This is a genomic window from Neomegalonema sp., from assembly GCF_028688855.1.
Classification (GTDB): Bacteria; Pseudomonadota; Alphaproteobacteria; order Rhodobacterales; family Rhodobacteraceae; genus Neomegalonema.
Map to the genome: position 1 here is coordinate 1 of NZ_JAQTXI010000023.1, position 26732 is coordinate 26732.

Annotated in this window: 28 protein-coding genes; 18 read left to right on the forward strand and 10 right to left on the reverse strand. The window is 69.3% G+C overall.

Annotated features, from left to right (window positions below; translation table 11 throughout):
* Nucleotides 1-114: 114 nt before the first annotated feature.
* The gene (gene serA, locus PHN62_RS14540; RefSeq protein ID WP_300151881.1) at nt 115-1701 is read left to right on the forward strand and encodes a phosphoglycerate dehydrogenase; all 1587 of its coding nucleotides are present in this window, start codon (nt 115-117) and stop codon (nt 1699-1701) included.
* 8 nt (nt 1702-1709) lie between these two features.
* Nucleotides 1710-2618: a phosphoserine phosphatase SerB gene (gene serB / locus PHN62_RS14545; protein ID WP_300151882.1), complete on the forward strand. Its 909-nt coding sequence runs from the start codon at nt 1710-1712 to the stop codon at nt 2616-2618.
* 23 nt (nt 2619-2641) lie between these two features.
* Here serB and PHN62_RS14550 read toward each other — a convergent pair whose 3' ends face one another.
* Entirely contained in the window at nt 2642-3676 is a 1035-nt protein-coding gene (locus tag PHN62_RS14550) for an LLM class flavin-dependent oxidoreductase (protein WP_300151883.1), read from the reverse strand.
* Between the two features lie 157 nt (nt 3677-3833).
* Between PHN62_RS14550 and PHN62_RS14555 the strand changes: the two genes are divergently transcribed.
* The 10 genes from PHN62_RS14555 to PHN62_RS14600 all read left to right on the forward strand — a co-directional run bounded on the left by PHN62_RS14555 (nt 3834) and on the right by PHN62_RS14600 (nt 12667).
* The gene (locus tag PHN62_RS14555; RefSeq protein ID WP_300151884.1) at nt 3834-4382 is read left to right on the forward strand and encodes a hypothetical protein; all 549 of its coding nucleotides are present in this window, start codon (nt 3834-3836) and stop codon (nt 4380-4382) included.
* 171 nt (nt 4383-4553) lie between these two features.
* Complete coding sequence (rpmB, locus tag PHN62_RS14560; RefSeq protein WP_300151885.1) at nt 4554-4859, forward strand: 50S ribosomal protein L28; 306 nt, start codon at nt 4554-4556, stop codon at nt 4857-4859.
* A gap of 301 nt (nt 4860-5160) precedes the next feature.
* Nucleotides 5161-6072 (forward strand): peptidylprolyl isomerase, encoded by a 912-nt coding sequence (locus PHN62_RS14565; protein WP_300151886.1) that lies wholly within the window; start codon nt 5161-5163, stop codon nt 6070-6072.
* A gap of 224 nt (nt 6073-6296) precedes the next feature.
* Nucleotides 6297-7769, forward strand: a complete 1473-nt coding sequence (argJ, locus tag PHN62_RS14570) for a bifunctional glutamate N-acetyltransferase/amino-acid acetyltransferase ArgJ (RefSeq protein ID WP_300151888.1) — start codon at nt 6297-6299, stop codon at nt 7767-7769.
* A gap of 97 nt (nt 7770-7866) precedes the next feature.
* On the forward strand, nt 7867-8505 hold the full coding sequence (locus PHN62_RS14575; RefSeq protein ID WP_300151890.1) for a VOC family protein: 639 nt from the start codon (nt 7867-7869) through the stop codon (nt 8503-8505).
* A 105-nt stretch (nt 8506-8610) separates the two neighbouring features.
* Nucleotides 8611-9156: a gamma carbonic anhydrase family protein gene (locus tag PHN62_RS14580; RefSeq protein WP_300151892.1), complete on the forward strand. Its 546-nt coding sequence runs from the start codon at nt 8611-8613 to the stop codon at nt 9154-9156.
* A complete protein-coding gene (locus tag PHN62_RS14585) occupies nt 9153-9740 on the forward strand; it encodes an alpha/beta hydrolase (protein WP_300151894.1) in 588 nt (195 codons plus the stop codon). Before PHN62_RS14580 ends, PHN62_RS14585 begins: the two co-directional genes overlap by 4 nt.
* Complete coding sequence (gene map, locus PHN62_RS14590) at nt 9737-10492, forward strand: type I methionyl aminopeptidase (RefSeq protein ID WP_300151896.1); 756 nt, start codon at nt 9737-9739, stop codon at nt 10490-10492. The genes PHN62_RS14585 and map overlap by 4 nt, the downstream gene beginning before the upstream one ends.
* Nucleotides 10493-10561: 69 nt before the next feature.
* The gene (gene mtaB, locus PHN62_RS14595) at nt 10562-11881 is read left to right on the forward strand and encodes a tRNA (N(6)-L-threonylcarbamoyladenosine(37)-C(2))-methylthiotransferase MtaB (RefSeq protein WP_300151898.1); all 1320 of its coding nucleotides are present in this window, start codon (nt 10562-10564) and stop codon (nt 11879-11881) included.
* 81 nt (nt 11882-11962) lie between these two features.
* Nucleotides 11963-12667: a response regulator transcription factor gene (locus PHN62_RS14600; protein ID WP_300151901.1), complete on the forward strand. Its 705-nt coding sequence runs from the start codon at nt 11963-11965 to the stop codon at nt 12665-12667.
* Between the two features lie 134 nt (nt 12668-12801).
* On the opposite strand, the gene PHN62_RS14605 is transcribed toward PHN62_RS14600, so the two are convergent.
* Nucleotides 12802-13668 carry a methylenetetrahydrofolate reductase gene (locus tag PHN62_RS14605; protein WP_300151903.1) on the reverse strand — a complete coding sequence of 289 codons (867 nt, stop codon included), beginning with the start codon at nt 13666-13668 and terminating at the stop codon, nt 12802-12804.
* Nucleotides 13669-13794: 126 nt separating this feature from the next.
* Nucleotides 13795-14895: an NAD(P)/FAD-dependent oxidoreductase gene (locus PHN62_RS14610; protein ID WP_300151905.1), complete on the reverse strand. Its 1101-nt coding sequence runs from the start codon at nt 14893-14895 to the stop codon at nt 13795-13797.
* 72 nt (nt 14896-14967) lie between these two features.
* Here PHN62_RS14610 and PHN62_RS14615 point away from each other — a divergent pair, with 72 nt between their 5' ends.
* Both PHN62_RS14615 and PHN62_RS14620 read left to right on the forward strand, forming a co-directional pair.
* Complete coding sequence (locus PHN62_RS14615; protein WP_300151907.1) at nt 14968-16437, forward strand: YcjX family protein; 1470 nt, start codon at nt 14968-14970, stop codon at nt 16435-16437.
* A 35-nt stretch (nt 16438-16472) separates the two neighbouring features.
* Nucleotides 16473-16967, forward strand: coding sequence for a flavin reductase family protein (locus PHN62_RS14620; protein WP_300151909.1), 495 nt, complete (start codon nt 16473-16475; stop codon nt 16965-16967).
* Here PHN62_RS14620 and PHN62_RS14625 read toward each other — a convergent pair whose 3' ends face one another.
* From PHN62_RS14625 to PHN62_RS14655, 7 genes are all read right to left on the reverse strand, one after another.
* Nucleotides 16968-17861 carry a dihydrodipicolinate synthase family protein gene (locus PHN62_RS14625; RefSeq protein ID WP_300151911.1) on the reverse strand — a complete coding sequence of 298 codons (894 nt, stop codon included), beginning with the start codon at nt 17859-17861 and terminating at the stop codon, nt 16968-16970.
* A 17-nt stretch (nt 17862-17878) separates the two neighbouring features.
* A complete protein-coding gene (gene dut, locus PHN62_RS14630; RefSeq protein WP_300151913.1) occupies nt 17879-18358 on the reverse strand; it encodes a dUTP diphosphatase in 480 nt (159 codons plus the stop codon).
* Complete coding sequence (coaBC, locus tag PHN62_RS14635; protein ID WP_300151915.1) at nt 18355-19617, reverse strand: bifunctional phosphopantothenoylcysteine decarboxylase/phosphopantothenate--cysteine ligase CoaBC; 1263 nt, start codon at nt 19615-19617, stop codon at nt 18355-18357. Before coaBC ends, dut begins: the two co-directional genes overlap by 4 nt.
* 231 nt (nt 19618-19848) lie before the next feature.
* A complete protein-coding gene (locus tag PHN62_RS14640; protein WP_300151917.1) occupies nt 19849-20763 on the reverse strand; it encodes a PhzF family phenazine biosynthesis protein in 915 nt (304 codons plus the stop codon).
* Nucleotides 20764-20786: 23 nt separating this feature from the next.
* Nucleotides 20787-21269 (reverse strand): cytochrome c maturation protein CcmE, encoded by a 483-nt coding sequence (ccmE, locus tag PHN62_RS14645; protein ID WP_300151919.1) that lies wholly within the window; start codon nt 21267-21269, stop codon nt 20787-20789.
* A 21-nt stretch (nt 21270-21290) separates the two neighbouring features.
* Nucleotides 21291-22268 (reverse strand): YihY/virulence factor BrkB family protein, encoded by a 978-nt coding sequence (locus PHN62_RS14650; RefSeq protein WP_300151921.1) that lies wholly within the window; start codon nt 22266-22268, stop codon nt 21291-21293.
* A gap of 120 nt (nt 22269-22388) precedes the next feature.
* Nucleotides 22389-22883 (reverse strand): hypothetical protein, encoded by a 495-nt coding sequence (locus tag PHN62_RS14655; protein WP_300151923.1) that lies wholly within the window; start codon nt 22881-22883, stop codon nt 22389-22391.
* Between the two features lie 198 nt (nt 22884-23081).
* On the opposite strand from PHN62_RS14655, the gene PHN62_RS14660 reads away from it, so the two are divergent.
* From PHN62_RS14660 to PHN62_RS14675, 4 genes are all read left to right on the forward strand, one after another.
* On the forward strand, nt 23082-24272 hold the full coding sequence (locus PHN62_RS14660; RefSeq protein ID WP_300151924.1) for a DNA recombination protein RmuC: 1191 nt from the start codon (nt 23082-23084) through the stop codon (nt 24270-24272).
* A 361-nt stretch (nt 24273-24633) separates the two neighbouring features.
* A complete protein-coding gene (locus tag PHN62_RS14665) occupies nt 24634-25317 on the forward strand; it encodes an HD domain-containing protein (RefSeq protein WP_300151925.1) in 684 nt (227 codons plus the stop codon).
* 81 nt (nt 25318-25398) lie between these two features.
* Entirely contained in the window at nt 25399-25824 is a 426-nt protein-coding gene (locus PHN62_RS14670) for a hypothetical protein (protein WP_300151926.1), read from the forward strand.
* A complete protein-coding gene (locus tag PHN62_RS14675; RefSeq protein WP_300151927.1) occupies nt 25817-26692 on the forward strand; it encodes an HNH endonuclease in 876 nt (291 codons plus the stop codon). The genes PHN62_RS14670 and PHN62_RS14675 overlap by 8 nt, the downstream gene beginning before the upstream one ends.
* Nucleotides 26693-26732 lie beyond the last annotated feature (40 nt).

Consider the following 26732-nt stretch of genomic DNA (forward strand, 5'->3'; position numbering starts at 1 on the left):
GAGGCCTGGAGCGCTTTCCAGCGAGGCCGGTCAGGCTTCGCGTCGTGAAAGCGCGACCCAGCGAAAACTCAGAGCGCCTCATCCCCGAAATTCCGATACAGAAGGCGCTTCGCCATGACCGCTCCCAAGGTTCTCATCAGCGATTCCATGAGCAGCCAGGCCGTCGAGATCTTCCGCAACCGCGGCATCGACGTGACCGTCTCGCCCAAGCTCTCCCCGGACGAGCTCAAGGCCGAGATCGGCAAATACGACGGCCTCGCCATCCGCTCCTCGACCAAGGCCACCGCCGAACTGCTCGCCAACGCGACCAATCTGAAGGTGATCGGCCGCGCGGGCATCGGCGTCGACAACGTGGACGTCCCCGCCGCCACGGCGCGCGGCGTGGTGGTGATGAACACCCCCTTCGGCAACGCCATCACCACCGCCGAACACGCCATCGCGATGATCTTCGCCGTGGCGCGTCAGCTTCCGCTCGCCAACGCCTCGACCCAGGCGGGCAAGTGGGAGAAGACCCGCTTCATGGGAACCGAGATCACCGGCAAGACGCTGGGTCTGATCGGCGCGGGGAACATCGGCTCCATCGTGGCGAGCCGCGCGCTCGGCCTCAAGATGAAGGTCGTGGCCTACGACCCCTTCCTCTCGGAGGAGCGCGCCGAGCGCCTCGGCGTGACCAAGGCCGATCTCGACACCGTGCTGACTCAGGCCGACTTCCTGACGCTCCACGTGCCGATGAACGACCAGACCCGCAACATCGTCTCGGCGGAGGCGCTCGCGAAGATGAAGAAGGGCGCCTACGTCATCAACTGCGCCCGCGGCGGCCTGGTGGATGAAGCCGCCCTGCGCGAGGCCCTGCTGTCGGGCCATATCGCGGGCGCCGGCTTCGACGTCTTCTCGGTGGAGCCCGCCAGGGAGAACCCGCTCTTCGGCCTCGACAACGTGGTGGTGACGCCCCATCTCGGCGCCTCGACGACGGAGGCTCAGGAGAAGGTGGCCCTTCAGGTCGCCGAGCAGATGTCCGACTATCTGCTGGACGGCGCCATCACCAACGCGGTGAACGCCCCCTCGCTGACCGCCGAAGAGGCGCGCGTTCTGGCGCCCTATCTCGATCTGGCGCGTCGTCTGGGCTCCATGGCCGGACAGCTCACCGACGAGGAGGTCAAGGCCATCCGCGTGACCTACGAAGGCCACGCCGCCGAGGCGCCCGCCGCGCCGCTGACCCAGACCGTGGTCCAGGCGGTGCTCGGCGCCAAGATCGACTCGATCAACATGGTCAACGCCATGGAGGTCGCGAAGCAATATGGCGTGACCGTCGCCTCCACGAAATCCGAGGGCGACGGCGACTTCCAGACCCTGATCACCGTCGAGATCCAGACGCCCGAGCGCACGCGCAGCCTCAAGGGCACGCTGGCGGGGCGTCAGGCGCGCCTCGTCGAGGTGAAGGACATCGCGCTCGAATCCACCCTGCGCGGGAACATGCTCTACGTCACCAACAAGGATCAGCCGGGCCTCGTGGGGGCTCTGGGCAATCTGCTGGCGGACGCGAAGATCAACATCGCGAACTTCCACCTCGGACGCATCTCCGAGGGCGGCGACGCCGTGGTGCTGGTCGAGGTGGACGCGCCGATCTCGCCGGAGGTCATGGAGAAGATCCGCGGCCTCAAGCAGGTCACCCGCGCCACCGCCCTGCGGTTCGACGCGTGACCGGGGACATGAGCAGAATGCGGGTCCTGACGCTCGTCGGGGCGCCGCTCGCGCCGGAGGCCGCCCTTGAGGCGGCCTCTTTCCTGCGGGCGCAAGGCGCGGAGCTCGAAGCCCAGCGCGAATTGTCCGAGGGCGAGGCGGAGGACATCCTCTTTCAGGGCGGCCCCGAGGACGACCGCGCTCTGGCCGAGGCGATCCGCGCGCTCCTGCCGGGCGTGGACGTCGCGATCCAGCCCGTGGAGGGCCGCCGCAAGCGTCTCCTCGCCGCCGACATGGACAGCACCATGGTCACCGGCGAGACCATCGACGAACTCGCCGAAGCGGCGGGAGTCGGGCCTCAGGTGGCGGCGATCACCCAGGCCGCCATGCGCGGAGAACTCGATTTCGAACAGGCGCTGGATTCCCGTCTGGCGCAGATCAGGGGCCTGCCCGAAGCGATCCTCCAGCAGGTTTCGGATCGGCTGGTCCTGAGTCCGGGCGCGCGGGAGCTGGTCGCGACCATGCGTTGGGGCGGCGCCTTCACGATGCTGGTCTCGGGGGGCTTCCACGGCCCCGCCGATGATTGCGGGCGTCGGCTGGGCTTCGAGCTCGTGCGGGCGAATCGCCTGATCCGCGAAGAGGACAAGCTCACGGGCGCGGCCGAGCGCCCCCTCGTGACGGGCGACGTCAAGCTGGCGCTGCTCAGGGAGCGGGCGGAGGCTCTGGGGATCGGGCCGGAGGCCGCCATGGCCATCGGCGACGGCTCCAACGACATCCCCATGCTTCAGGCGGCCGGGCTTGGAATCGCCTACCACGCCAAACCGAAGACCCGCGCGGCGGCCCGCTTCGCCATCGACCACACCGATCTGCGCACGGCCCTGTTCTATCAGGGCTACGACGCCGAGGACCTGGCCGAGGCGCTCGGCGGCGCTGCCTGATGAAGAAGACGGCGATGGGCTGATCAGCCGATCGCCTTCCGCACCTCCGGCGCGACTCTGGTCCCGAAGATCTCGATGGCCTTCATGAGCTCGGCGTGGGTCAGCACGCCGATGGCCATCTGGAGCAGGAAGCGGTCGAAGCCGAAGATCTCGTGATGCTTGAGGATCTTGTCGGTCAGCTCCGCCGGGCCGCCGACGAATTGCGCGCCGGTCGGGCCGGATTCGGCGTCGAATTTCGCGCGCGAGGTCGGGGGCCAGCCGCGTTCGCGCCCGATGCGGTTCATCACCTCCGCCTGAGCCGGATAGAAGACGTCCGCCGCCTTCTGCGAGGTCTCCGCGACGAAGCCGTGGACGTTGATCGAGCGCTTGAGCTTGAAGGGGTCATGCCCCGCCTGAGCCGCCGCCCGCCGGTGCAGGTCGAAGAGCGGCGCGAATCGGGCGGGCTCTCCGCCGATGATCGCCAGAGCCATGGGCAGACCCAGCACTCCCGCGCGAATCACCGATTGCGGCGTGCCGCCCACCGCGATCCAGAGCGGCAGGCGCTCCTGCTGCGGGCGCGGATAGATCCCGAGCCCCTGGATCGCGGTGGTGTGGGCGCCGCCCGGCCAGTCCGCGCGCTCCGCTTCGTTCAGCCGCATGAGCAGCGCGAGCTTCTCTTCAAACAGCGCGTCGTAATCGTTCAGGTCGTAGCCGAAGAGCGGGAAGGACTCGATGAAGGAGCCCCGCCCCACCATGATCTCGGCGCGGCCGCCGCTGAGCCCGTCCAGGGTGGCGAACTGCTGATACGCCCGCACGGGGTCTTCCGAACTCAGCACGGTCACGGCGCTGGTCAGGCGGATGGTCTTCGTGAGCGTCGCCGCGCCCGCCAGAGCCGTCGCCGGAGCGGAGGAGGCGTAATCGGGGCGGTGATGCTCGCCGAGGCCGAAGACGTCGAGCCCCACCTCGTCGGCGAGCCGGATCTCCTCCATGAGGTTCCTCAGCCGCTGCGGATGGCCGACGATCTCGCCCGTGACGGGATTGGTCCCGACGTCGGCGAAGGTGTAGAGGCCAAGCTCCATCGGGGGGATCTCCTTGCAGATTGCGGCGCAGATTGGCGAGCTGGGGGGAAAAGACCATGATCCGGCGCCAAAGGACAGCTTCAAGGCGGCCCTTTCCGGAAACATCCTGTTGCTCTCCGGAGTCCGGATGAAGCCTCCAAAGGAAGCAAGCCGCCCCATGCGCAAGATCCTCTTCGCCGCCGCCCTTGCGGCTTCGGGCGCCTCGCCCGCCCTCGCCGAAACGCCCGCGCCTCAGGAGGCCGCTCCCGCCATGGCCGAAACGCCCGCCCCCGCCCCGAGCTCCACGCTTTCGGTCAAGCCGCCGCATCTGATCGCGCTCTCGGGCTTCGAGAAGGGCGCGAAGTCGGACCACATGATGGCCTGGCTCGGGCGCGGCCCGGAGACCGCCCGCTTCGTCGCCGCCGACGTCGAGGCCGAGATCTACCGCCAGACGCCGAAGGCTCAGGTGCTCTCCATCGAATGCGAGGCGGAGCCGAAGACCGAACTCGGCCTGCTGCTCGAAGGCGAGCCCGGCGCCGAGGAGGACGGGCGCGGCCTGGTCACCAGCATGGTCGCGAGCTTCCCCCTGATCGTCACGCTGCGCGACGAGGCGGGCGCGACCTGGCGTCTGCGAACCTCGCTCGCCTATGACGCGCAGAACCTGCGCAAGCCCTCCGAACGCAAGGTGAGCGCCAGCTTCACGGTTCTGGGGCATCGCAAGCTGTGAGGCCGCCCTCCGCGACTTGACGGGGCGAGGCTTTTTCTGTAGAGCCTCCCCGTTCAAGACGCGCCGCCCGCGAGGGCGGCCTCTTCAATTCAGCTCTTCACGTTCGCGCCCCAGGGGGGCGCCCCCCGCCGGACCGACCGCGACGGGCGGAAATTCTCGGAGGATCTCGCAATGTCCCGTCGCTGCGACTTGACCGGCCGCCGTCCCCAGGTGGGCCACAAGGTCAGCCATTCCAACATCAAGACCAAGCGCCGCTTCCTGCCCAATCTGGGCGTGGTCACGCTCTCCAGCGACACGCTGGGCCGCAGCTTCCGTCTGCGCATCACCCGCAACGCGATGCGCAGCGTGGACCACCGCGGCGGGCTCGACGCCTACCTCGCCAAGTCCCGCGACGAGGAGCTGTCGCCCGAAGCCCTGCGCATCAAGTACGAGATCGCCAAGGCCCAGGCCCTCGCGGCGGAAGCCGTCGCGGCCTGATCCGCGCCCTTCCGGCCTTCAGGATTCCAGACGCCGCTCCTCCGGGGGCGGCGTCTTGCGTTCCGCCTTCGCCCAAAAGACGCGCCCGGACGCGCGCCCTGCGGAAAACCGGCGAAAATGACGCAAAATTCACGCCTCTTCTCTTCCGCGCCTCTTGCGGCGAGCGCCGGACGCGGTCCATATCCATCAGCCGGAGGAGGCGCGAGCCTCCTTCCGGAGGCGTTCGCCCCGAGCGTGGACAGCCGCGCCGGACGAAGCGTCCGAGACGAGCAGACATGAAAATGGAGCCATCGGAGCACCCATGATCAGACAGTTTCTTATGGCGGGCTCGGTCCTCGCCCTCCTGAGCGGCCCGGGCTTCGCTCAGGACGCGGCCGCCCCGGCTGCGGCGCAGGCGGAGGCTCAGGCCGCCGTCGACGAGGCGCTGAAGACCTTCAACGGCGACAGCGTCGTCGCCACCGCCGACGGTCATGAGATCAGGCTCGGAGATCTGGCTCTGGCCTTCTCCGGTCTGAATCCGCAGCTTTCCGCCCTGGCCCCCGACGAGGTCTACGCGGGCCTCAAGGACCAGATCGTCACCGAGACGCTGCTGGCCGCCGCCGCCGACAAGGCGAAGCTCGCCGACGAGCCCGAGACGAAGCGCCGCCTCGAAGCCGTGCGCCGCGCGACCCTCGCCGAGACCTTCATCGCCCGCGAGATCGACAACCGCCTGACCGACGAGGCCGTCAAGGCCGAGTACGACAAGGAGATCGGCGCCGCCCCGGTTCAGGAGGAGGTGCGCGCCAGCCACATCCTCGTCGAGACCGAGGAGGAGGCCAAGGCCGTCGTCGAGCGCCTCGCCAAGGAGGACTTCGCCGAAGTCGCCAAGGCCGAATCCACCGACAAGGGCTCGGGCGCCGAGGGCGGAGATCTGGGCTGGTTCACCGCCGAGGTCATGGTCCCGGAATTCTCCGAGGCCGCCTTCAAGATGAAGAAGGGCGAGACCTCCGCGCCGGTGAAGTCTCAGTTCGGCTGGCACGTCATCCGCCTCGAGGATCGCCGCGAAGTCGAGAAGCCGAGCCTCGAGCAGGTCGGCGGACTGATCCGTCAGCGCCTCGCCCAGCGCTTCGCGGGCGAGATCATCGAGGAGCTGCGCGGCGCCGCCAAGGTCGAGGATGCGGCGATGCAGCCGCCCGCGGCCATCCTGCGCGCGCCGGAGCTCTTCCAGAAGTAAGCCGCGCGCGGCCCCGCTTCGTGAATCCCGAAAGCCCCGGCGAAAGCCGGGGCTTTTCCTTGCGCGTGGCGCCTCATCCTTGCGCGGGGCGTTTCCGGGCGCGGAGCGCTTGCGGGCGCTTTGACGCAAGCCCGGTTTCCCCTCAGACTGCGCCGCGATTCGCGCGCCCGCCCGGCTCCGGTGAGCCGGCCCGATCCGCGGCCGCCGAGGCAGGAAAACACCCCATGGGCGACATCGCCAAGCTCAAAGCGAAACTCAAGAAGCGCAAGGCCAGGCTGCTCAAGCTCAAGGCCAGGCTCGCGGCGCTGAAGGCTCATGAGGCCGAGCAGGCCCTGAAGGCCGACGAGGCCCTGAAGGCCGACGAGGCCCTGCAGGCCGATGGGGCCGGAGAGAATCCGCCCCAGGCCGACGCCAAGGCCGAAGCCGCCCCCGCGAAGAAGAAGGCTCCGGCTCCCGTCTCGCCCTTCGCGCCGGAAGGCGGCTTCCCCGCCCTGCCCCCCGTTCCGGGGATCACTCTGGCGGGCGCGGCGGCGGGCGTGAAATACAAGGGCCGCCTCGACGTGATGCTCGCGAAGATCGCGCCGGGCGGCGCGGCGGCGGGCGTCTACACGCGCTCGGCGACGCGCTCGGCGCCGGTGCTCTGGTGCGAGGCGATCACCAGAAGCCTCAACGAGGGCGGCGCGCTCAAGGGGCCCATCGGGATTCTCGTGAACTCCGGCAACTCCAACGCCTTCACCGGCTCGGTGGGCGCGGCGGCGGTCGAGGCCACCGCCACGGCGGCGGCGGAGGCTCTGGGCGGCGCGGGCGCGGTCTTCGTCGCCTCGACGGGCGTGATCGGCCAGCACATCGACTACCAGAAGATCCTCGACGTCCTGCCGGATCTGGCGGCGCGTCAGGCCCCCGAGGCCTGGGAGGACGGCGCCCGCGCCATCATGACCACCGACACCTTCCCCAAGGCCGCCAGCGCTCGGGTGGAGATCGAGGGCGTTCCCGTGACTCTGGTGGGCTTCGCCAAGGGCTCGGGCATGATCGCGCCGGACATGGCCACCATGCTCGGCTTCGTCTTCACCGACGCCGACATCGGACAGGCGGCGCTGCAACAGGCGCTCTCGGCGGCCACGGAGGCGAGCTTCAACTCCATCACCGTCGACAGCGACACCTCCACCTCCGACACCATCGTTCTGGCCTCCTCGCGCAAGGCGAAGCACGAGCGGATCGAGAGCGCCAAAGACCCGCGCGCGGCGGCTTTCGTCGGGGCGCTGAACGCGATCCTGCTGGAGCTGGCGCAGCTCGTGGTCAAGGACGGCGAAGGCGCGACGAAATTCGTGGAGCTCCACGTCACGGGCGCGAAGAGCGCCAGAGCCGCCAAGAAGATCGGCCTGGCCATCGCCAATTCGCCCCTCGTCAAGACCGCCCTCGCGGGGCAGGATCCCAACTGGGGGCGCATCGTCATGGCGGTGGGCAAATCCGGCGAGGCCGCCGACCGCGACAGGCTCGCGATCTGGTTCGGAGATGATCTGGTGGCTGAAAACGGCCTCGTCTCCCCCGACTACAAGGAGGAGACCGGCGCGGCCTATTTCAAGCGCAGCGAGCTGGTCGTCCGGGTGGACGTCGGGGTGGGCAAGGGCGAGGCCCGCGTCTGGACCTGCGATCTGACCAAACGCTACATCGAGATCAACGCCGATTACCGGAGCTGATTCTTCGTCCGGCGTTCCCTCCGGTCTGGCTGAAGGCGCAAGGCTCTCCTATCTGAAAGGAGAGCCTTTCGTTTTCACAGGGATCAGGGAGCCTCCCATGCACATCGACCATCTCGTCATCGGCGCCGCCACCCTGGAGCAGGGTCGGGACTGGCTGGAGGAGCGCCTCGGCGTTCCGGCCTCTCCGGGCGGCCGTCACGAGCTCATGGGCACGCATAACCTGCTCTGGAGCCTCGGGCCCCAGACCTATCTGGAGCTTCTGGCCGTCGATCCGGCGGCGGCGGCGCCTTCGCGTCCGCGCTGGTTCGGCCTGGACGACCCGCATCTTCAGGCGCGTCTGAAGGTCTCGCCCCGACTGCTCGGCTGGGGCCTGGCCACCGAGGACGTCGCGCGCGACGCCGCCCTGTCGCCTCTGGGGCTCGGGCCGGTGGAGCCCATGTCGCGCGGAGACCGCCGCTGGCGGCTGACCATCCCGGAGGGCGTCCATACGGGGCATCGGGCGCTTCTGCCCTTCCTGATCCAGTGGGAGGGCCCTTCGCCCGCGCGATCTCTGCCCGCCTCCGGCCTGAGCCTCTCGCGTCTGGTGCTCGAAACGCCGGAGACCGCCGCCATCGAGGCCGAGCTGAAGGCTCTGGGCGCGCTGGGCCTCGTGGATCTGCGCGAGACCGCCCTGGGCGAGAGCAAGCTCATGGCGGAGCTCAACACGCCCGAAGGCGCCTACAGCCTCGTAAGCTGACGCGCCTGATCCTCCTGCGGAAGGCGTAAGCTTATCCGCAGGAGGCCCCTTGCGCCGCCGCCCGCCGCGCGGGAGAACGGAGGCGAAGCTCAGGGAGGCGCTCACATGCTCTATGAACTCGGCGGCCATGCGCCGCGTCTGCCGAAGGACGGCTCGGCCTGGGTCGCGCCGGGAGCGCGGCTCATCGGGAAAGTCGTTCTGGAGGAAGGCGCGAACGTCTGGTTCGGGGCCGTGCTGCGCGGCGACAACGAAGAAATCCGCGTGGGGAGCGGCTCCAACATCCAGGAGAATTCGATCCTCCACACCGATCCCGGCTTTCCGCTGACCATCGGCGCCGATTGCACCGTGGGTCATGGCGCCATCCTGCACGGCTGCGCGCTGGAGGAAGGCGTGCTGATCGGCATGGCCGCCACGGTGCTCAACGGCGCGCGGATCGGGGCGGAGAGCCTCGTGGGCGCGGGGGCGCTCGTCACCGAGGGCAAGAGCTTTCCGCCGGGCTCGCTGATCGTGGGGTCTCCGGCGAAGGTGGTCCGGGCGCTCTCGCCCGAGGAGCGCAGGAAGCTGCGGGATTCGGCGGCGCGCTACGTCGCCAACGCCGCCCGCTTCCGCGACGGCCTCAAGCCGGTCGGCGATCCGGAGCTTCCGGCGTGAGGCTCGATCTCCTGCTCCTGCCGGGCTACGGCAACAGCAGTCCCGGCCATTGGCAAAGCCATTGGGCGGGGCTTTACGAAAACTCCAGCCGGGTGCTCCAGGAGGATTGGGAGACGCCCGAGCTCGAAGCCTGGCTGGAGCGTCTGGAAGGGGCTCTGGCCAACGGGCGTCATCCGGCGCTTCTGGTCGCCCATAGCCGGGGCTGCGCTCTGGCGGCGCATTGGGCGGCGCGGCGGCGGGCTTCGGGCGAGGGCTTCGGCCGGGTGCGGGGCCTGCTGCTGGTGGCGCCGCCCGATCTCGACGCCCCCGACTTCCCCGGCGCGATCAAGGGGGATTTCTCGCCCTTGCCGCGCGTGGCTCTGGGTCTGCGGACGATCCTCGTGGCGAGCCGCAACGATCCTTATTGCGGCTTCGCGCGGGCCGAGGAGATGGCGCGGCTCTGGGCGGCCGAATTCGTGGACGTCGGCGAAAGGGGCCATGTCAACGCCCTGAGCGGGCTGGGCGAATGGCTGGAGGGCCGCGCGCTGCTGGAGAAGCTGATGGTGCGGGCGCAGGCGCCTGCGCAAGAGGAGGGCGCGACGTGACGATCACCCGGCAAGACGAACTCGACGGGCTGAAGGAGATCGGCCGGATCGTCGCTCAGGTCCTGCAGGCCATGGCCCGGGCGATGGAGCCCGGCATGACCACCCGCGAACTGGACGACGTCGGCCGCGCCCTGCTGGAGCGCGAAGGGGCGCTCTCGGCGCCGCAATCGACCTACGGCTTTCCGGGCGCGACCTGCATCAGCGTGAACGAAGAGATCGCCCATGGAATCCCCGGAGACCGGCGGCTCCAGGCGGGGGATCTGGTCAACATCGACGTCTCGGCCTCGAAGAACGGCTATTTCGCCGACACCGGCGCGAGCTGGCCCGTGCTCGCCCTGCCGCCCGCTCTGGAGCGCCTGCGCCGCGACGGAAAACGCGCCATGGAGATCGGAATCGCGCAGGTCGGGAGCGGCAAGCCGCTGGCGGGAATCGGCAGGGCCGTCGGGCGCTTCGCCGAGGAACGCGGCTACACGCTGATCCGCAATCTCGCCAGCCATGGCGTCGGGCGGGCGCTGCATGAGGAGCCGGGCGAGATCCCCACATGGCCCACGCGCGGAGACAGGCGCCGGATTCAGAAGGGCCTCGTCCTGACCGTGGAGCCCTTTCTGTCGCTGGGCGGGCTCTGGGCGAGCGAGGACGCCGACGGATGGACGCTCCGGAGCGAGCCCCGCGCGCCCGTCGTGCAATACGAGCACACCGTCGTCGCGACGGAGCGCGGCCCGATCATCGTGACTTCGCCCTTCCAGGCCTGAAGGCCGCGCTCTGGCGCCGCGCCGCGAAATCCTTTATCAAGGGCGCTTCACGCAAGCAGAGCAAGATTCATGGACGCCCCGCCGGACCTCAAGGCGATTCCCGAACTGGTGACCTTCGGCTGCCGCCTCAACAGCGTCGAATCCGAGACGATCCGCGCTCAGGCCGAGGCCGCGGGCGTGACGGACGCCATCATCGTCAACACCTGCGCCGTCACGGCCGAGGCCGTGCGTCAGGGCAAGCAGGCGATCCGCAAGCTGCGCCGCGAGAATCCCGGCAAGCGCATCGTCGTGACCGGCTGCGCCGCCCAGATCGACCCTCAGGGCTTCGCCGAGATGGAGGCCGTGGACCTCGTTCTCGGCAACAAGGAGAAGACCGATCCCGCGCAATGGCGCCGCATCGCCGGAGACAACACGCCTCCGGGAGGCCTCGGCGGGCCGGATTTCGGCGTCGTCGCCAGCGAGAAGGTGCGCGTCGACGACATCATGTCGGTGCGCGAGACCGCGAATCACCTCATCGACGGCTTCCGCGACCGCGCCCGCGCCCGCGCCTTCGTGCAGGTGCAGAACGGCTGCGACCATCGGTGCACCTTCTGCATCATCCCCTATGGCCGCGGCGATTCCCGCTCGGCGCCGATGGGCCATGTGGTCGCGCAGATCGAGCGCCTGACCGGCGCGGGCTATCGCGAAATCGTGCTGACGGGGGTGGACCTCACCTCCTACGGCGCCGACCTGCCCGGCAAGCCGCGCCTCGGCGATCTCGTGCAGAAGATCCTGGGCCGCCCCGGCGCTCCGGAGCGCCTGCGCCTCTCCTCCATCGATTCCATCGAGGCCGATCCGGCGCTCATGGAGGCCATCACCGGCGACCGCCGCGTGATGCCGCATCTGCATCTCTCCCTGCAGGCGGGGGCGGACCTGATCCTCAAGCGCATGAAGCGGCGGCATCTGCGCGCCGACGCCGTACGCTTCTGCGAGGAGGTGCGCGCGAAGCGGCCCGACATGGTCTTCGGGGCGGATCTCATCGCGGGCTTCCCCACCGAAACCGAGGAGATGTTTCAGGACAGCCTGCGCCTCGTCGAGGAATGCGGCCTGACCTTCCTGCATGTCTTCCCCTTCTCCCCGCGCGCAGGGACTCCCGCCGCGCGGATGCCGCAGGTGGCCAGGGCCGTCGGCAAGGAGCGGGCGGCGCGTCTGCGGGCCTTGGGCGAGGCGCGGGAGGCGGCTTATCTCGCCTCCCAGATCGGCGTGGCGCAATCGGCGCTGATGGAGACCGAAAGCCTCGGGCGCTCCGAAGGCTACGCCCTGATCCGCTTCACGGAGCCCCGCCGCGCCGGAGAGGTGGTCCGCGTCACGCCTCACGCCATGGCCGACGGGGCCTTGCTGGCGGCCTGAATCCTTGATCCTTTGGTCGCGGCGGACAAATCGTCTCAGAGGCTTTATGTTGAGCCTTCTGGAATCCCGAGGAGGCGGAAGATGATGGCGGAGACCTCACCAGACGCGGAGACCTCGCGCAAGGGCGAAGGGCTCGCCTTTCTGATCGTGGACGACCACCCGCTCTTTTGCGAGGCCCTGAGTCTGGCTCTGGCCTCCGAGGTGGGCGCGGGCTCGACGCGCATGGCGAATTCTCTGGGCGAGGCTCTGGCGCTGCTGGATTCGGGATTCCGGCCCGACGCCGCCTTGCTGGACCTCAACCTCCCCGACGTCCAGGGCTTCGACGGACTTCTGCGGCTCAAGGCGCGTCATCCGAATCTTCCGGTGGCGGTGGTGTCGGCTCTGGATGATTCGCGGATCGTCTCGGGCGCCATCGAGGCGGGCGCGGCGGGCTTCATGCCCAAGAACGCCCCGCGCGATCAGATCATCTCCGGGCTGCGCAAGATCCTCGACGGCGGCGTGGCTCTGCCTCCGGGCTACGAAGGGCTCGCGGCCTCGGCGGGGAACGCCCGCGCCGAGCCCGGCAGCCTCGAAAAGCTGCGCGAACTCACGCCGCAGCAACTCCGGATTCTGGATCTCGTCTGCGCGGGCAAGCTGAACAAGCAGATCGCCTTCGACCTCTCCATCGCGGAGACGACCGTGAAGGCCCATATCACCGCGATCCTGCGCAAGCTCGGGGTGCATAGCCGGACTCAGGCCGCGCTCACCGCCCGCGAGGCGCTCTACAGCGAGATCCTGCGTCGCTAAGCGCTGTCCAGCGAAGCCTTTCCGGCTTCGCGTTGTGAAAACGCGACCAGATGAAAACCGAGAGCAGCGCTCGGCGAAGCCGTCGAACGATCCGCCCCCCGCCTGACAAGATCAGGCGGGGTTTTTCCGGAGTCTCAGGCCGCCGCCGCTTCGGGCGCGCGCCCGAGATGGGCGCAAAGCGCCTCGGTGGGGGCGGCGCGGTTCAGCGTGTAGATGTGGAAGGCCCGGAAGCCCGCCGCCTTCAGGCGGTCGACCTGCTCGGCCGCCAGCCGGTCGCCGAGTTCGCGCCGCGCGGGTTTGTCCTCCGGCGAGACTCTGGCGAAGGCCTCGTGCAGCCAGGCCGGAATCCGGGCGCCGCAGCGGGCCGCGAATTTGCAGAGCTGCTCGAAATCCACGATGGGCATGATCCCCGGCGTCACCCGAGCCGCAATCCCTTCGGCGACGCAGCGGTCGCGGAAACGGGCGATGGCCGCGTCGTCGAAGGCGAATTGGGTCAGCACGCGTTGCGCCCCCGCCGCCTTGCGCTTGAGATGCGCCCAGTCCGCCGCCTCGCCGAGGCTTTCCGGATGAGGCTCGGCGTAGCCCGCGACGTCATAGGCGAAGCCCTCGGCGGTGAGCGCCTCGGCCAGCTCCGCCGCCGAGGCGAAGCCTTCGGGATGGGGCGCGAAATGGGCCTCGCCCTTGACCGGATCGCCCCGCAGAGCCACCACGTGATCCACGCCCAGCTCCCGATAGCGCGCCGCCACGGCCATGGTCTGCGCCCGCGAGGCCCCCGAAACGGTGAGATGGCCCGCCACCGGAGGCGGCGCCGCGGCCCGCAGCTTCTCGATGACCGAGAGCGTGCGCTCGCGGGTGCCGCCGCCCGCGCCATAGGTCACGGAGACGAAGCTCGGGCGATAGCCCGCCAGACGACGGGCCAGAGCCTCGAAGGTCTCGGCCGCCTCCGTCGTGACGGGCGGGAAATATTCGAAGGAGATTTCGAGGGCTTCAGGCGCGGACATGACGATTCCTTGAGAACGGCGGGCGGGCGGCGAGCCCTCCCGACCATATAAACTTATCTTTATGTGTCAAGCCGGGCCCGGCGGCGGGCTCATGCGGATTCCGCAGATGCTTCTGCGGATTCCGCATCACGCCTCCAGCTTCTCCGCGACCAGCTCCGCCAGGGCGAGGGCGGAGGTCAGGCCTGGGGATTCGATCCCGAAGAGGTCGATCCAGCCGGGCAGGCCATGAGCCTCCGGGCCGTCGATGCGGAAATCCTCGCCCTGGGCCGAGAGCTTGGGCCGCGCGCCCGAGGAATCCGGATGCAGGGCGCCTTCGGGCAGGCCCGGCCACCAGCGCCGCACGGCGGCTTCGAAGACCGGCCCGAGCGCCGGATCCACGCGATAGTCCAGCGCTTCGGGATCTTGCAGCGCGGGCCCGACGTCCGGGCCGAATTTCGCGCGCCCCCCGAGATCGAGCGTCAGATGCACGCCCAGGCCTCCGACGGGCGGCACGGGATAGATCAGCCGGCTGAAGGGCGAGCGTCCGCCCAGAGCGAAATAACGCCCCATCCGCACCACCAGAGGCGGAACTTCTCCGCCCCGCCCCTCGATCCGCCGCGCCAGAGCCTGAGCCCCCAAGCCCGCCGCATTCACGACCTCCCGCGCGACGAGCCGCGTTTCGCCGCAATCGAGATCGAAGCGCCCGTCCGCGCGGACCGACCCGCCCCGCACCTCGCTCCGCAGGGCGAGGCTCGCGCCATGGGCCTCCGCCTCGGCGAGGAGAGACTCCATGAAGCCATGGGAATCGAGAATCCCCGTCTCCGGCGAGAACAGCGCCGCCCGCGCCTTCAGCCCCGGCGCGAGGGCCTGAGCCTGAGCCCCCGTCAGAGGCTCCAGAGCCACGCCGTTGGCGGCCGCCCGCCCGGCCAGAGCCTCCAGCGCGGCTTCTTCCTCGGGCTCGGCGGCGAGGATGAGCTTGCCGCATGTGCGATGGGCCACGCCCCGCGCCTCGGCCCAGGCGTAGAGCCTCCGCCTTCCCTCGACGCAGAGCCGCGTCTTGAGGCTGTCGGGCGGATTGTAGATTCCGGCGTGGATCACCTCGGAATTGCGCGAACTGGTTTCGGCGCCCCAGCGCGCGCCGCGCTCGAGAATCCAGACTTCGCGCCCGCGCCGGGCCAGCTCGGCCGCGACGGCCAGCCCCACGACTCCGGCGCCGATCACAAGCGTGTCGACTTCATGGCTCTCCATCCGCGCGCCCCCCTCGCAAAACGCCCCCCGAGGCGCTTATATCTCACGGCGAAGCCAAGGAGAAAAAACGGCATGAGCCTCGCGGACTGGACGGACGGCCTCCTGCGCAGCGTCGAGAACACTCAGCGGCGGATCGGCGAAAGCTTCGAGCCGAGCATCCGTCTGGGCGTCACGGGGCTGAGCCGCGCGGGCAAGACGGTGTTCATCACGGCTCTGGTGGCGAATCTGCTCCAGCGCGGACGCATGACCCTGCTCGACGCCGCCGCCGAAGGCCGCATCGAAGCCGCCATGCTGCGGCCTCAGCCCAACCCCGAGGCTCCGCGCTTCGATTACGAAGCCCATCGCGCCGCGCTCTACGCGCCCGAACCCCACTGGCCCGACTCCACCCGCCAGATCAGCCAGCTGCGGGTCTCCATCCGCTACAAGCCGACGGGGCTTCTGGCGGGCCTGACCCAGGCTCTGGCGGGGCCCTCGACGCTGCATCTCGACATCGTGGACTATCCCGGCGAATGGCTGCTGGATCTGCCCTTGCTGAACCAGAGCTACGCCCAATGGGCCCGCGCCAGCCTGATCGCCGCCCGACGCCCCGAACGGGCCGTCGCCGCCGCGCCCTGGCTCGCCTTCCTGGAGACCCTCGACCCCGCCGGGCCTCCTGACGAATCCCTCGCCAAGGAGGCCGCCGAGCGTTTCGCCGCCTATCTGCAGGCGAGTCGGAAACTGGGGCTTTCGGCGGTGGGTCCGGGACGCTTCCTCATGCCGGGCGATTTCGCAGGCTCTCCGGCGGTGACCTTCGCGCCTCTGCCGACGCCGGAGGAAGGTGGACGCCCCGCCCCCGAGAGCTTCGGACGGCTGATGGAGACCCGCTTCGACGCCTACAAGCGCCATGTGGTGAAGCCCTTCTTCCGCGATCACTTCGCCAAGCTGGATCGTCAGGTGGTGCTGGTGGACGCCCTCGCCGCCATCGACGCCGGGCCCGCCGCCGTGGCCGATCTTCAGGAGGCCATGGCCGAGATCCTCGCCTGTTTCCGTCCCGGCCCGAACAGCTGGCTGCTGGGCATGCTCGGGGCGAAGCGGGTCGAGAGGATCCTCTTCGCCGCCACCAAGGCCGATCACGTGCATCACACGCAGCATCCGCGCCTGACGGCCATCCTCAAGGCGCTGCTCGCGGAGAGTCTGGAGCGCGCGGCCTATCGCGGCGCCGAGGTGGAGTCGCTGGCTCTGGCTTCGCTGCGGGCCACCGTCGAGCAGGACGTCCGGCGCGAAGGCCGGATCCTCCATTGCGTGCGGGGCCGCCTGCTGGAGACCGGCGAGGAAGCCGCCCTCTATCCCGGCGAATTGCCCGACAACCCCGCCGAGATCGTCGAGGCGGCGCGTCGGGCGGCGCGCGATCCTCAGGCGGCGCCGGGCGCGGGCTGGCTCGGGACGGAATATCGCTTCATGCGCTTCGCGCCGCCCCGCCTCGAATGGCGCGAGGGCGAAGGTCCGCCGCATCTGCGGCTCGACAAGGCGCTGCAATTCCTCATCGGCGACAAGCTCGCCTGACCTCTTCACCCCTCGGCCGCAGGGAGCCTTCCTTCATGACCGCAGATTTCGACATCGGCGCGCCGGGCGTGGATCCCCGCGCCTTCCGCGACGCCTTCGGACGCTTCGCCACCGGAGTGGCCGTCGCCGCCTGCCGCGACGCCGAAGGGCGCATCCTCGCGGTGACGATCAACTCGCTGACTTCGGTGTCTCTGGACCCGCCCCTGGCGCTGTTCTGTCTGGAGAAGACCGCCCGCACCGCCGAGGCCTTCCTTGCGGCGGACCGCTTCGCCTTCAGCGTGCTTGCGGCGGATCAGCGCGAGGCCTCGCAGCGTTACGCCCGCGCGCCCGAGGCCCAGGAGGGCGATTTCGAGCTCTGGGAGGGCGCGCCCGTGCTGCCCGGCGCTCTGGCGAAGATGGTCTGCGCGCCTTACGACGTGGTCGGCGGCGGAGATCATCTGATCCTTCTGGGCCGGGTGCTGCATGTGGCGCAGGCCCCGGGCGATCCGCTGCTGTATTTCGGCGGCTATGCGGGGCTGACGAAAGGCTGATCAGCCTCTGAGATCATCCGGCAGGGCCTCCAGAGCCGCCTTCACCCGCGCCAGCGACTCGCCAGCCAGGGGAAGAACCGGACGCGGCGGCGCGGCGGAGGCGATCCCCAAAAGCTCCGCCATGGCGAAGACCACCCGCAGACTCCCCGCTTCGCGGAAGAGCGCCCAGATCTCCGCAAGCTCGGCGTCGAGACGGCGGGCCTCGGCGAGATCTCCGCGCCGGACCGCCGCGACGATCCTTCCGCAAGCGAGAGGCAGCGTCCCGCCGAGAACGCTGTGCCAGATGTCCGCGCCGGAGATCAGGGCCTCGGTGGTGGCCCAGTCGCCGCTGTAGCCGAGCGAGAAGCCCGCCTTCAGCCGGGGACGCAGCTCCGCGAGCTGTCCGGCGGCGAGCGCGGCGGGGCTCTTCGCCGCGACGATTCCCGGCTCCTGCGCCAGCCGCGCCAGAAGCTCCGGCGTGAAGGCGAAATGAGTCGCGGCGGGATTGTCGTAGACGCAGAGCGGCAAGCCGCCTTCCCGCGCGACCGTGACGTAATGTTCGCAGACCTCCGCCTCGGTCAGGGACGTGTAGCTCGCCATGGCCAGAAGCCCGAAATCGGCCCCGACGGCTTTGGCGTCCTGAGCCAGCTTCACCGCCTCGTCGGTGCGGAGCGCCCCGATCCCGACCAGCAAGGGCGCGCCGCCCGTTCCCTCTTCGAGGGCGGCCTCCATGGCGCGGCGGCGCTCTGCGCGGCTGAGATAAAGATAAGTCCCGGTGCTGCCGAGCAGCCCCACCGCATCGACCTTCGCCGCCCGCAGACGCCCCACCAGACGCCGCAGCGCAGGCGCGTCCACCCGCCCGGAGGCGTCGCAGGGCGTGACCGGGTAAGCGGCGAGTCCGCGCGGGAAATCCATGGCTTCAGACCTTGAATTCAGACCTTGAAACTGATTCCGGTGGAGCCGAAGCCCCCCTCTCCGCGCGCGGTCGCGTCGAGATCGGCGACCTCCTCGAAGCGCGCCTGAGGCGCCGGAGCGAGAATCAGTTGCGCGATGCGGTCGCCGCGCCGGAGGGTCACCGGGCTATTGTCGAGATTGATCAGCAGCACGAAGAGTTCGCCGCGATAATCCGAATCCAGAGTTCCGGGGGCGTTCAGCACCGTCACGCCCTGTTTCAGCGCCAGACCCGAACGCGGCCTGATCTGCATCTCCCAGCCCGGAGGGACTGCGAAGGCGAATCCCGTCGGCACGAGGCTGCGCGCCCCCGTGACCAGCGTCAGGGCCGCCCCCTCGGGCAGAGCCGCGCAGACGTCGGCGCCCGCCGCTCCGGCGCTGGCGTAGAAAGGCGCAGGCAAGCCTGCGCCATGCGGCAGGCGCTTCACCCGGACCAGAGGCCCCTCGAAAGGCGCGGTCATGCGAAGCCGTCCTTCTCCAGAGCGGCGGCGGCCTCGGCCCGCGCGGCGCCGATCAGCGCCGAGGTCATGCGCTCGGCGAGGCGGTCGCCCACCTCGCGCTTGGAGAGGCGCGGCCAGGGCTCTTCATCCTCGGCGGTGACCAGCACCACGGCGTTTTCATCGCCGCCCATGATTCCCGTCGCCGGAGAGACGTCGTTGGCGACGATCCAGTCGCAGCCCTTGCGGGCGCGCTTGGCGCGGGCGTAGTTCACGACGTCGGTGGTTTCGGCGGCGAAGCCCACGACCAGTTTCGGCCGCAGCGGCGGCCCCAGAGCCGAAACCCGCGCGAGGATGTCGGGATTCTCGACGAGCCGCAGCATCTGGGCGCCGCCCTGCCCGTCCTTCTTCATCTTGTTCTCGCCGGGGCGCTCCATGCGCCAGTCGGCGACGGCGGCGGCGGCCACCATGGCCTCGGCCGGGAGGGCGTCCATCACCGCGCGGAGCATCTCCTCCGCCGTGGTGACGCGCTCGACGTGGCAGCCTTCGGGCGAGTCGAATTCGGCGGGCCCGGTGACGAAGATCACCTCGGCGCCGCGCCGGGCCAGAGCCTCGGCCACCGCCACGCCCTGCTTGCCGGAGGAATGATTCGAGATGTAGCGCACGGGGTCGATGGACTCGCGGGTCGGGCCGGAGGTGACCACGATCCGCATGCCCTTGAGCCTCTGGGCCCGCGAGCGGCGCAGGAAATGCCCCACCACCGCCTTGGCGATCTCCTCGGGCTCGGAGAGCCGCCCGTAGCCATATTCGCCGCAGGCCATGTCTCCGGCGTTGGGGCCCACCACCTTGACGTTGTCGCGGCGGAGGATCTCCAGATTGCGCCGCGTTGCGGGATGCTCCCACATGCGGACGTTCATCGCGGGGGCGATCATCACGGGCTTGTCGGTGGCGAGGACCAGCGTCGAAGCGAGGTCGTCCGCGCGGCCCTGAGCCATCTTGGCCATGAAATCGGCGGTGGCCGGGACCACCAGCACCAGGTCGGACCAGCGCGACAGCTGGATATGGCCCATTTCGGCCTCGGCGGTGAGGTCGAACAGCTCCTGATGGACCTTGCTCCCCGAGAGCGCTCCCAGAGACAGAGGCGTGACGAATTCTCCGCCCGCTTTGGTCAGCACGCAACGGATCTCGGCGCCCCGCTCGCGGAGCAGCCGCAGGGTCTCGATCGCCTTGAAGGCGGCCACGCCGCCCCCGACGATCAGGAGAATGCGCTTTCCATAGATCATCCGGCCCTCTAGCTCCCGCCCAGTGTTTCCGGGGTCCCCGCTCCGGCGCGATTCGCGGGCAGAATAAAGCCTTTCCCCGTCGAACGGGAAAGGCTTTCGGCGAATAGGCGAGGGAAAACAGGCCGGACCGCCCGGATCTTGACCTGACGGGCGAATCCGCAGACGGCGGATCGCCTCAAGACGGCGCGCATCCCGGAATGAGACATCCGGTTTCCCGCAGGGCCCCGCCCCTCATGCGGAACTTCCGGATTGCGTCCGGAAGGCGATCTCGCCGCGCATGAGCGCCACCCCGGGCCCGCCGACCTTCACGCCGGAAATCGCCTCGCGCGGGCCTAGGACCTCGACTTCGGCGCGGCCCGGACGCCCCATCCAGTGGCCTTGCTCGGCGACGAAGCGCGGCGAGTCCAGATATCCGTTGCGCCAGAGCCAGCAGGCCATGGCCCCCGTGGCCGATCCGGTGAAGGGATCTTCAGGCGGATTGGGCGGCGCGAGCGGCAGACGCGCGAAGGTGCGGCCTTCGGGCGTCTCGCCCCCCAGAACGAAGAGGAAGGCGTCGCCGTAGGTCAGGCCCGGATGGGCGGCGTGCAGCCGCGCAGCCGCCTCGGGATCAAGCTTCGCGCGGCGCAGGGCCTCGCGGCTCCTCAGCGGGGCGAGAAGCTGCATGTTGCCCGTGCCCACCGCCTGAGGCGGCGCGAAGAAATCCTCCGCCGCAAGCCCGTAGATCGCGGCGACCTCGCCCGGATCGAAGCTTTCGCCGAATTTCGGGGCGAATTGCGTCATGGTCACGACCGGGGGACGTCCTCCCTCTCCGGCGCGGGTCTCGACGGGCATGACCCCCGCCCCGACCTCCAGCCTGAAGGAGTCGCCGGGCCTGACCATCCCCGCCTCGATCAGCGCGATTCCCGTCGCCACGGTGGGATGTCCGGCCATGGGGATCGGCCCCGAGGCGAGGTAGTAGCGCACGGCGAAATCGGCATCCGACGCCGGTTTCTGCAGGAAGGCGCATTCCGAAAGCCGCGACTCCCGCGTGATCTTCAGCCGCGTCTCCTCGTCGAGATCGTCGGCCTCGAAGAAGACCATGCAGGGATTGCCGCCGAAGGGATCCTCGGCGAAGGCGTTCACATAGATATAGCGATGGGCGGCCATGAAGGGGCTCCAGAGAGGGCGGGTCAGCTTCCCGAGGCGCGCGGCAGGCCTTCGGAGAGCGCGTCCTCCTCGCGCCAGCGCCCGGTGCGCTTGAGTTCGTCGGCGACTTCGCGGGGCATGTAGTTCTCGTCATGCTTGGCCAGCACGCTCGCCGCCTTGAAGACGCCGTCGCGCAGATAGCCTTCGGCCACCGCGCCCTGGCCCTCGCCGAAGAGATCCGGGAGGATCCCCTCGTAGACCACCGGAATGGCGCCGTTTCCATCCTCGATGACGAAGCGCGCGCCTGAAGACCCCCTCTCCACCGACCCGACCTCCACCAGCCCGCCGAGCCGCACCCGGCGATCCGGCGTGATCTCGCCCGAGGCGGCCCGCGCGGTCAGTTCGCCCGGCCCGAAGAAGAAGACCAGCGAATCGCGCATCGCCAGAGACACGAGCACGGTCGAGAGCGTCAGGGCCACGCCGCCCAGAACGAGCAGGATGATCCTTTGTTTCTTGCGGCTGGCCATGGGCTGGCGTCTCCTCGCGCTTCAGGTCTCGCCCCCTGGCGCGACGGCCTCGGGCGATCGGGTCTCCGGAGCCTTCTCCGGAGGGAGCTCCGCGGTCTGGGAGGCCTGACGGCGCGCGCTCTCCGGATCGCGCCGCAGGCCGCCGAGGGCCGCGTTCAGTTCGGCGCCGAGGATCACGATGGCCGCCGAGATGTAGAAGAAGAACAGGGAGACGATCACGCCGCCCAGAGTTCCATAGGTCAGACTATAACTCGGAATATAGGCGAGATAGACCGAAAACAGGGCGCCTCCCGCCAGCCATGAGAGGATCGTGAAGATCACGCCCGGCCAGATGGGCGCCTCCGGATCGCCGCTCGGGAGGATGCGGTGGGCCGCGTAGATCGCGATCCCCAGCACCAGAGCCGCCAGCCCGTAGCGCATGAGCGTCAGATAGGGCAGCGCCGCCAGATCCCGCACGGCGGCCTTGATCGGCAGCCCCTGGAGCATCTTGAGCGGCGCGGTCAGCAGCTCCACGAGGCTGGGCCAGAAGGGCACCAGGATCGCCAGGAACACGAAGGCCAGAGAAGCCGCGAAGACCAGCCCGAAGCTCTGGAGCCGCCGGTAGATCCAGGAACGGTTCTCCGTCTGGGCGTAGGCGCGGTTGAGCGCCGCGCGCAGGGCCTCGATTCCATTGGAGGCCACCCAGAGCGCCCCGAACAGCGAGAGCGTCAGGGGCGCGCCGCCGACGCGGGCGTGGATGGTGTCGGCGGCCACCGGCTCCAGCACGTTGGCCACGTCCGAGGGCAGGGCGTCGAACATGAAGTCCAGGGCGGCGTCGACGTCCTCCATGCCGATGGCCAGCGCCGCCATCGCCGTCACGAAGATCAGGAAGGGAAACAGCGACAGGAACATGGAGAAGGCCATGTAGCCCGCCAGAGCGTCGCCGTCGTCCGCGGAGAATCTGTCGTAGGTCTCCACGATCACGCGCCAGATCCGGCGCAGGCCGCGCAAAGCGCCCATCGGTCTTCCTTCCCTGCGTCCCTCCGGCCCCGGCCGCCCCTGCGGCGGAGCCCCGGGCCTTCAAGCCGCCCCATGAAGGAAGCCGAAGGCCCGAACGCAAGGGTCTTCTGCGCTCCGCCGTCACTCGACGCGGAAGACGCCCTTCAGCACCGCAGGCGGATCATCCTGATTCTTCACGGTGAATTCATATTCGCCCTTGCGCATGGGATGGAAGCTGAAACGGACGGCTCCGGGTTCGTCGCATTCGAGGGCGTGGAAGCTGAGGCCCTGCATGTGGATCTCGATGTCGTCGACGCTCAGCACCCGCAGATGCGCGTTGGAGAGCAGCTTCGGCGATTCGAAGCGGAATCCCGCCGTATCGTCGGCGGCGTCCGTGCAGATGAAGTTCAGGCGGTAATAGCCGCCCATCTTCAGGTCGATCGCGGTGGTCTCGGAGACCGGTTCGCCCTCGGGCCCGGTGGAGACGCGGAGCTCCACATCCTGCGGCGGCCCCACGGCGATCACGCCCGCCGGCGCCGAGGCCGCCCAGCCATGGCCCTCCGCCGCCGGCGCCTCCTGAGCCGCCGCGCCTCCGAAGGCGAGGCCGCAGCCCAGAGCCAGCGTCGCGACGCGCATTCCCGGAATCTTCCTCATCTCCGAATCCTTTCCTGACGGGAGTCCCCCCTCCATCAAGACAGGGATCGGCGCGCGCCGTCGATCCGCCGAAAGTCGCGCCCCGACTCAAGTCGGAGGGGCGGGCCGCGCTTTCGCGCCGCCTCCGGGCCTGTTATGTCGGGCGCTTCGCCCTCACGGCGGAGCCGGAGGGAGACGGGCATGGCGCGGATGCTGGAGGCGATGCGGGAGACGGAAGGCGCGATTCTCTGGATGGCGGGCGGCGCGGCGGCTCTGGTCCTGCTTCTGGCGATTCTGGCCTTCGCGGCCTTGCGGGCCGCGCGGCGGGCGGCGCGCGCGACCGAGCCCCTCACGGCGGAGATCGGGCGGCTCGGCGAGGCGCTCGGGCGCCTGAACGCCGCTCAGGAGCGCATGACCGGCGGCCTCGGCCAGATCGGCCAGGCCCAGAGCCAGACCCAGGCCGCCACTCTGGAGACCCTGGAGCGCCGTCTCGACGAGGTTTCGACCCGGCTCGGCGATTCGCTGTCGGGCTCGGCCCAGCGGACGGCCCAGGCCCTCGGCGACCTGCGCCAGCGTCTGGAGGTCATCGACCGCGCGCAAGGCAAGATCGAGCGGCTGTCCGGCGACATCCTCGGGCTTCAGAACATCCTCTCGAACAAGCAGGCGCGCGGCGCCATGGGCGAGATCCAGCTTCAGGAGATCGTGGCCCAGGCCCTGCCCGCCGGGAGCTACCGCTTTCAGGCCCAGCTCTCCAACGGGCGGCGCGTGGATTGCCTGCTGGAGACTCCGCCCCCGACGGGGCTTCTGCCGGTGGATTCGAAATTCCCGCTCGAAGCCTGGCGCCGCCTCGCGGAGGCGGAGTCTCCGGCGGCGAAGACCGAGGCCGCCAAGGCCTTCCGCGCCGACGTCGGGCGGCATCTGCGCGACGTGGCCGACCGCTACGTCGCGGCCGAGGAGACCGCCGATTCGGCCCTGATGTTCCTGCCCTCCGAAGCCATCTACGCCGAGATCCACGCCAATTTCCCCGATCTGGTCCGGCTGAGCTTCGAGAAGAAGGTCTGGATCGTCTCGCCCTCGACCTTCATGGCGACTCTCCACACCCTGCGGGCCGTGCTGCGCGACGCGCGGCTTCAGGAGCGTTCGGCGGCGCTGCGCCGTCAGATCGGGACGCTCCAGCTGGACGCCGAGAGGCTCGGGGTGCGGATCAAGGCTCTGGAGACCCATTTCGGCCAGGCGGAAGGCGATCTGCGCGAGGTGGGAATCTCGGCGACGAAGATCCTCCGCGCCGCCCGTCGGCTGGAGGAGGCCGAGTTCGACGCGGAGCCTCCTGCGGGCGCGGCGCCTCGGGAGCGCGCCGCCGATCTCCCTGAAATCGCCGGAATCCGGGAATAGTCTGCTCGGGGATCGGGCGGAGGTCCGGAAAAAAATCCGCTCGTCCTTCGCCGCGGAGACTTGAACGGAGGGCCGTCCCTCCTTCATCTGCGCATCCTGAAGCCGGACGATTCTCCCGCCGGATCTCTTCTGGCCGCGTTCCGTCGCCCGGCCTTGGCCGGAGGTTGACCCTTTTGGTCTCCTCTCCTTTCGCGTCGCCGACCGGAGGACGGTTTTTTGCGATTCTCCCGTGAAGGCTTTGCATTTCCTCCAGGGTTCGTGTCATAGAACTGTCACACAAGCGTCACATATCTTCCGATCTCCGGACGCCGTCGTCTCTTGCGGCGCGCGTCCCGCCGTTGGTTTGCGGAGAGCGCCCCCCATGACCACCCCCGCCGATTCCGACTCCTTCCTGAACGCCCTCCCTTGCGGCGGGCCTCCCGCGACCGCCCGGGCCGACGCCCGGCTCGTGCTTCTGACGCGCGCCTACGACTTCGCCGCCCGCGCCCATGTCTATCAGAAGCGCAAGGGCGCTCATCAGGGCCTGGATTATCCCTATCTGAACCATCTCTGCGAGGTGGCGGCTCTGGTGGCGGAGGTCTGCGCGGATCCCGACGTGATCGTGGCGGCGATCCTGCATGATTGCGTCGAGGACCGGCATGCGGCGCTCGCGGACGTGCGCGAGGCCTTCGGCGAGCGGACCGCCCTGCTCGTGGACGCCATGACCGACCGGCCCGAATGGGAGCTTCTGACCACCGCCGAGCGCAAGCGCCTTCAGGCGGAGTCTCTGGCTTCGAAGCCTCCGGAGGCGAAGATCATCAAGATGGCCGACCAGGTGAGCAACCTGCGGGCGCGGACGCGGGCTCTGGATCGCTGGACGCCCTTGCGCCTGCGGGCCTATCTGACCTCCTGCCAGGTGGTGGCGCGGGCCTGCGAGGGGGCTTCGCCGCATCTGGACGGGCTTTTCCGGGCGGCGGCCACGGAGCTCGGCGCCGCTCTGGACGCGTTGCCTCCGCTGTCGGCGGCCGAGACCCAGGCTCTGGACAAGCTCGGCGACGGGCCGTGAGGCCGCGCGGATGAGGATTGCGCGAGGCGAAGACAGGCGTTAACGCTCGCTCCGGTTCAGGGGCGAGCGGAGGATTGCGCCATGACGAATCCGGACGTCTCCGTCGAGAAGTGGATGGAGATCCTGCAAGACCCCGGCACGACGACGCCGGAGGCCCTGAGGCTCTTCCGGAAGCTTTACGCCCTGCCCGACCGCCGTTCGACCGTCTGGGAGCTGGGCGCGGAGATGGGCTTTCCCTTCTTCGGCGACAAGCGCAGTCTTTCCACGCCGACGATCAACCTCGTCATCGCCTTCGGGAAGCGGGTGGACCGCCATTTCGGCTTGCGGGTCTACGGGCGGGATCTCGATCAGAGCTTCTGGCTGCTGCCCTTCGATTCCCTGCGCAAACCGGACGGGGAATGGCTCGTGGGCAAGCGCGGCTTCATCTGGATCCTGCGGCCTGAGTTGGCCGAAGCCATGGAGCGGCTCGGCCTCGCCGAAGAGCCTCGGGAGGAGAGCCATGACTGAATCCGGGCTGCAGATCTCGACGGAACAGTGGATGGAGATCCTTCAGCATCCCGGGACGACCAAACCCAACATGCTGGAGATCCTGAAGGCGATTTACGCCCGCCCTCATCATGCAGCCGGCCCCGTCGCCCTCGGGAGGGAGCTGGGCTATCCGCGCGCTTCAGCAGGGCAAGGGAAAGCCGGGGCCCATCGGACAGACCGCCCCTCGGCCACGGACCAGCGCCGCGCCGCCGGAATCATCGGAGTCGTCAACGGCTTCGGCAAGGCGCTTGGAAAGAACCACGGCATTGAGCTGCTCACGTCGAGCGGGAAGCGCATTTATTGGGCGCTTCCCTTCTATTCCGCTCCCCTCCCGCCGGAAGGCGAATGGCCGCAGGGCGAGGAGCCGCCCGACGAACACGGCGTCGATGAAAACGGCCATTTCATCTGGATCCTCTGGCCCGAACTGGCCGAGGCCATGGAGCGGCTCGGGCTGGCCGGAGCCTCAGGCTCCATCGCGCAGGAGCTGGACGAGACGCCCGATCCGGAGGCTCCCGAATTCATCGAAGGCGGGCGCCTCCGCCGATGGGTGAACGCCTATGAGCGCAGCGAGAAGGCCCGCGCCGCCTGCGTCGCCCATCACCAGCCGATCTGTCAGGCCTGCCGGTTCGATTTCGGCGCGACATATGGCGCTCATGGGGAAGGCTTCATCCATGTGCATCATCTGAAACCGCTCTCCGAGATCGGCGAAGCCTATGAGGTGGACCCCGTCGAGGACCTGGTCCCCCTCTGCCCGAATTGCCACGCCATGATCCATCGCGGGCCGGAGGCGCCGCTCTCTCTGGAGCGGCTCAGGGAGATCCTCGCCGCAGCCAGAGCCTCCCGCTGATGCGGCCTCTCCGCTTCCCCTCTTCGCAAGCCGCGCGCGC

Bases quoted from the DNA above. Each gene is read 5' to 3' on its own strand.
- serA (WP_300151881.1), top strand. From the start codon at position 115: ATGACCGCTCCCAAGGTTCTCATCAGCGATTCCATGAGCAGCCAGGCC.
- serB (WP_300151882.1), top strand. From the start codon at position 1,710: ATGAGCAGAATGCGGGTCCTGACGCTCGTCGGGGCGCCGCTCGCGCCG.
- PHN62_RS14550 (WP_300151883.1), bottom strand. From the start codon at position 3,676: ATGGAGCTTGGCCTCTACACCTTCGCCGACGTCGGGACCAATCCCGTC.
- PHN62_RS14555 (WP_300151884.1), top strand. From the start codon at position 3,834: ATGCGCAAGATCCTCTTCGCCGCCGCCCTTGCGGCTTCGGGCGCCTCG.
- rpmB (WP_300151885.1), top strand. From the start codon at position 4,554: ATGTCCCGTCGCTGCGACTTGACCGGCCGCCGTCCCCAGGTGGGCCAC.
- PHN62_RS14565 (WP_300151886.1), top strand. From the start codon at position 5,161: ATGATCAGACAGTTTCTTATGGCGGGCTCGGTCCTCGCCCTCCTGAGC.
- argJ (WP_300151888.1), top strand. From the start codon at position 6,297: ATGGGCGACATCGCCAAGCTCAAAGCGAAACTCAAGAAGCGCAAGGCC.
- PHN62_RS14575 (WP_300151890.1), top strand. From the start codon at position 7,867: ATGCACATCGACCATCTCGTCATCGGCGCCGCCACCCTGGAGCAGGGT.
- PHN62_RS14580 (WP_300151892.1), top strand. From the start codon at position 8,611: ATGCTCTATGAACTCGGCGGCCATGCGCCGCGTCTGCCGAAGGACGGC.
- mtaB (WP_300151898.1), top strand. From the start codon at position 10,562: ATGGACGCCCCGCCGGACCTCAAGGCGATTCCCGAACTGGTGACCTTC.
- PHN62_RS14600 (WP_300151901.1), top strand. From the start codon at position 11,963: ATGATGGCGGAGACCTCACCAGACGCGGAGACCTCGCGCAAGGGCGAA.
- PHN62_RS14605 (WP_300151903.1), bottom strand. From the start codon at position 13,668: ATGTCCGCGCCTGAAGCCCTCGAAATCTCCTTCGAATATTTCCCGCCC.
- PHN62_RS14610 (WP_300151905.1), bottom strand. From the start codon at position 14,895: ATGGAGAGCCATGAAGTCGACACGCTTGTGATCGGCGCCGGAGTCGTG.
- PHN62_RS14615 (WP_300151907.1), top strand. From the start codon at position 14,968: ATGAGCCTCGCGGACTGGACGGACGGCCTCCTGCGCAGCGTCGAGAAC.
- PHN62_RS14620 (WP_300151909.1), top strand. From the start codon at position 16,473: ATGACCGCAGATTTCGACATCGGCGCGCCGGGCGTGGATCCCCGCGCC.
- PHN62_RS14625 (WP_300151911.1), bottom strand. From the start codon at position 17,861: ATGGATTTCCCGCGCGGACTCGCCGCTTACCCGGTCACGCCCTGCGAC.
- dut (WP_300151913.1), bottom strand. From the start codon at position 18,358: ATGACCGCGCCTTTCGAGGGGCCTCTGGTCCGGGTGAAGCGCCTGCCG.
- coaBC (WP_300151915.1), bottom strand. From the start codon at position 19,617: ATGATCTATGGAAAGCGCATTCTCCTGATCGTCGGGGGCGGCGTGGCC.
- PHN62_RS14640 (WP_300151917.1), bottom strand. From the start codon at position 20,763: ATGGCCGCCCATCGCTATATCTATGTGAACGCCTTCGCCGAGGATCCC.
- ccmE (WP_300151919.1), bottom strand. From the start codon at position 21,269: ATGGCCAGCCGCAAGAAACAAAGGATCATCCTGCTCGTTCTGGGCGGC.
- PHN62_RS14650 (WP_300151921.1), bottom strand. From the start codon at position 22,268: ATGGGCGCTTTGCGCGGCCTGCGCCGGATCTGGCGCGTGATCGTGGAG.
- PHN62_RS14655 (WP_300151923.1), bottom strand. From the start codon at position 22,883: ATGCGCGTCGCGACGCTGGCTCTGGGCTGCGGCCTCGCCTTCGGAGGC.
- PHN62_RS14660 (WP_300151924.1), top strand. From the start codon at position 23,082: ATGGCGCGGATGCTGGAGGCGATGCGGGAGACGGAAGGCGCGATTCTC.
- PHN62_RS14665 (WP_300151925.1), top strand. From the start codon at position 24,634: ATGACCACCCCCGCCGATTCCGACTCCTTCCTGAACGCCCTCCCTTGC.
- PHN62_RS14670 (WP_300151926.1), top strand. From the start codon at position 25,399: ATGACGAATCCGGACGTCTCCGTCGAGAAGTGGATGGAGATCCTGCAA.
- PHN62_RS14675 (WP_300151927.1), top strand. From the start codon at position 25,817: ATGACTGAATCCGGGCTGCAGATCTCGACGGAACAGTGGATGGAGATC.